Below are 3,839 nucleotides of genomic sequence, written 5' to 3' on the forward strand. Positions count from 1 at the left end.
TCAAAGGCATTTTTGCTAGCGCTTGGTAAACTTTCTTTTGCGCTTCCTCCAAAGAAGCACCTTGCCCTTCCGCTAAAAATACTCGCCCGCCTGCTGCCACCAATTCTCCTGCTCTTTCAGCAACCCCTGCATAAAACAGTTGAACATCTTCAGCCGCTTTTTGCGGAATGATCATTCCCTGTTGATAGGTTTCTGGATACCCTTCAGCCGCCACGACCACACCAACAGAAAACTGCTGATTCCAAGTAATTTCCGGCTGTCTTCCATTGAGCAATGCATCAATAATCTGAGCTAACCCACTCGTTAGCCGACTCAAAACGACTTGCGTCTCTGGATCTCCAAAACGAGCATTGAATTCAATCACTTTAGGTCCTTCAACTGTGGCAATCAGCCCCGCATATAAAATACCCGTAAAGGGTGTTCCTTGATCAATCATTCCTGTAGCAGCCGGGATCAAAACCGTCTCGATTGCTTGATCGATCATTGACTGAGGAATTTGCGGAACAGGAGAGTAAGCTCCCATTCCACCAGTATTCGGTCCTTCATCCCCATCAAACGCTCGTTTATGATCTTGCGCAATCACCATGGGATAAACTTGCTCTTCATGAACAAAAGCCAGCAGCGAAAACTCTTCTCCTTCCAGAAAATCTTCGATCACAACTTTGGCACCACTTTGACCAAATTTTTGTTCTTCCAACATTTCTTCTACCGCAGCCAGTGCCTGATCCACTGTTGCTGCGACAACGACCCCTTTTCCAGCAGCTAAACCGTCTGCTTTGATTACGATTGGGGCACCTTTTTCTTGGATATACGCTTTCGCTTTTTCACTATCTACAAAAGACTGGTATTCAGCGGTTGGAATCTGATATTTTGCCATCAATTCTTTGGCAAATTCCTTCGAACCTTCAATCATCGCCGCTGCTTTATTTGGGCCAAAAATGTTCAATCCTGCAGCTTGGAAATCATCAACGATGCCATTAAGCAAAGGAACTTCAGGGCCTACAAAGGTCCAATCGATGGCCATCTCTTTTGCAAACGCGATCAAGCTTTGATGGTCTGTTTCTGGGATAGCAACTACCTGAATACCATCGCTGACCATGCCCGGATTCCCTTTCGCGCAGTAGACTGTTTCTACGATCGGATCTGCGAGTAATTTCTTGGCGATTGCATGTTCCCTACCACCACTACCAATAACTAAAAGCTTCATCTGCTCCTCCTGAATTTAATGTCTTTTAATGTCTAAAATGCCGAACCCCAGTAAAGATCATCGCTACTCCGTATTGATCTGCCATTTCGATAGACGCTTGGTCTTTAATACTGCCTCCAGGTTGAATGATTGCCTTGATTCCCCGTTTTGCAGCATATTCCACGCTATCATCCATTGGGAAGAACGCATCGCTAGCTAAAACTGCATCCGTTAATTTTCCAGCTTCAGCAGCTTGTTCAATGGCGATTTTTACAGAACCCACGCGATTCATTTGGCCAGCACCAATTCCAACTGTTTGATATTGGTTCGCTAAAACGATGGCATTTGATTTGACATGTTTTACCGCTTTCCAAGCAAAAGCCATTGCTTCCAACTCATTCTTGCTAGGCTGACGTTTCGTTACGACCGTCCAATCCTTAGGAGATTCTGCTAATGTATCTTGTTCTTGAACTAATAAACCACCTAATACAGAGACCATTTCTGTTTCGACAGGATTTGCTACAAAATCTAACGTCATCAAGCGAATGTTTTTCTTCTTCGTCAAAATATCCAGCGCCGCTGGTTCAAAAGCAGGCGCAATCACGATCTCAAGAAATATTTGATGCAGTGCCGCAGCTGTTGCTTCATCAACGGGGCGATTCAATACGATGATTCCTCCAAAAATCGAAACTGGATCTGCTTCGTATGCCCGTTCAAAAGCGTCAAAAATCGTCGTCGCTGTTCCGATACCACAAGGATTCATATGTTTAAGAGCGACTGCAGTGGGTTCCGTAAATTCTTTTGCGATTCGCAAAGCGGCATCCGCATCTTTGATGTTGTTGTAGGACAATTCTTTGCCGTGAAGTTGTTTTGCACTAGCGATCGAATAAGGAACTGGCAATGCATCTTGATAAAAAGCAGCAGTTTGATGGCTATTTTCTCCGTAGCGCAACGTTTGTTTCAATTCATACGTCAGTGTCAACTTCTCCGGTTCAGATTCTTCAACTGCTTTTGTCAAATAATCGGCGATCAAGGCGTCATAAGCTGCTGTATGGCGAAATACTTTAGCCGCTAAGCGTTTGCGCGTGGCAAGCTGCGTCTGACCGGTTTCCGTCAATTCATCTAGAATGAGGGGATAATCTTTAGGATCAACGATCACTGTCACTGCAGCAAAGTTTTTTGCAGCGGAGCGCAGCATGCTTGGTCCACCAATATCGATATTCTCAATGGCTTGCTCTTCTGTCACATCCGCTTGGGCAATCGTTTCCTTAAAAGGATAAAGGTTGACAACAACCAGATCGATCGGCGCAATGTCATGTTTTTCCATTGCTGCTAAATGTTCAGGCAGGTCCCGGCGACCCAGCAAACCACCGTGGATCTTTGGATGCAATGTTTTGACACGTCCGTCCATCATTTCGGGAAATCCTGTGACCGTTTCTATCGCAATCGGTTCAAGACCAGCCGCTTCCAGAGCAGATTTTGTCCCTCCTGTCGAAATGATTTCGTAGCCGTTTTGTACTAAATTTTTGGCAAAAGATACGATCCCTTGTTTATCTGACACACTGATCAACGCTCTTTTTTTCACGATTGATGGTCTCCTTTATGAATGATTTCAGCTATGACCGCTGGATAGACTCGATGCTCTAATTGATGGATCTTTGCTTCTAAGCTTTCTAATGTATCTTCCGATTCGATACGTACCACTTCTTGCGCAATGATCGGCCCCGTATCGATACCACTGTCAACGTAATGAATGGTGATCCCAGTCACCTTCACTCCATAATGAAAGGCATCGGCAATACCGGATTTTCCAGGAAAACTAGGCAGCAATGAGGGATGCAGATTGATGATTCTATTGGGAAAAGCGGCTAGCAACGTAGGTCCAACGATCCGCATATAGCCTGCCAAAACGATCAGCTCAATCGAATGTTCCGCCAACTCGTTCAACAGTGCGGCTTCGAACGCTGCTTTCGAAGGAAATTTCTGCGGGGATAACTGCAATGTCGGTACCCCCGCGTCTTTAGCCCGTTCCAAGACAAATGCGGCGGCATTATCTGAGAACAGCAGCGCTAATGTAGCCCCTTTGAGTTCTTCTCCTCTAATCGCATCGGCAATTGCGGTAAAATTACTGCCGTTTCCTGATGCAAAAACAGCGATCCTCATAGCGGATCTCCTTGTAAAAGAACCGCATGTTCTTGAGCCTCCGTTACTTTACCAATAACGTAAGCTGCTTCATTCTGCTCGTTTAACAAAGCTAGCACTTGTTCTTTCTTCTCTGGTGCAACAGCAAGAACCATCCCAATCCCCATATTGAAGATCTCATACATTTCATGGGCCGGGATTTTTCCATAAGAAGCTAGAGCCTCAAAAATCGGCAGTTGCGGCCACGTTCCCAGTGTGATTTCTGCTGTTGTCTGCGGCGGCAACATCCGGGGAATATTCTCGATAAAGCCGCCACCCGTGATATGCGAGATACCGTCAATTAATTGTTTTTCAAGTAACGGCAGTACAGCGGATACGTAGATTCTCGTTGGTGTTAACAATTCTTCTCCGAGAGTTTTTCCGCCTAATTCCGGCAACTTCTCTGCCATTTGAAAACCTTGCTGTTCAAAAAAGATCTTGCGAACCAATGAATACCCGTTTGAATGGATAC

The 3,839-nt window shown here is 45.3% G+C and carries 4 protein-coding genes; all 4 read right to left on the reverse strand.

The window, feature by feature from the left end; translation table 11 throughout:
• A partial coding sequence (gene purD / locus AB5Z52_RS16150) for a phosphoribosylamine--glycine ligase (RefSeq protein ID WP_368267016.1) occupies nucleotides 1–1,207 on the reverse strand: 1,207 nt, incomplete at its 3' end.
• 25 nt (nucleotides 1,208–1,232) lie between these two features.
• Nucleotides 1,233–2,771: a bifunctional phosphoribosylaminoimidazolecarboxamide formyltransferase/IMP cyclohydrolase gene (purH, locus tag AB5Z52_RS16155; RefSeq protein WP_060814869.1), complete on the reverse strand. Its 1,539-nt coding sequence runs from the start codon at nucleotides 2,769–2,771 to the stop codon at nucleotides 1,233–1,235.
• Nucleotides 2,768–3,349, reverse strand: coding sequence for a phosphoribosylglycinamide formyltransferase (purN, locus tag AB5Z52_RS16160; RefSeq protein WP_021150959.1), 582 nt, complete (start codon nucleotides 3,347–3,349; stop codon nucleotides 2,768–2,770). The genes purH and purN overlap by 4 nt, the downstream gene beginning before the upstream one ends.
• A partial coding sequence (locus AB5Z52_RS16165) for an AIR synthase-related protein (RefSeq protein WP_368267018.1) occupies nucleotides 3,346–3,839 on the reverse strand: 494 nt, incomplete at its 5' end. The genes purN and AB5Z52_RS16165, both read right to left, overlap by 4 nt.

Origin of the sequence: Enterococcus sp. RTP21361st1_A6_RTP21361_211029, assembly GCF_040910045.1 — a bacterium.
Classification (GTDB): domain Bacteria; phylum Bacillota; class Bacilli; order Lactobacillales; family Enterococcaceae; genus Enterococcus_D; species Enterococcus_D gallinarum.

Bases quoted from the DNA above. Each gene is read 5' to 3' on its own strand.
- purN (WP_021150959.1), bottom strand. From the start codon at position 3,349: ATGAGGATCGCTGTTTTTGCATCAGGAAACGGCAGTAATTTTACCGCA.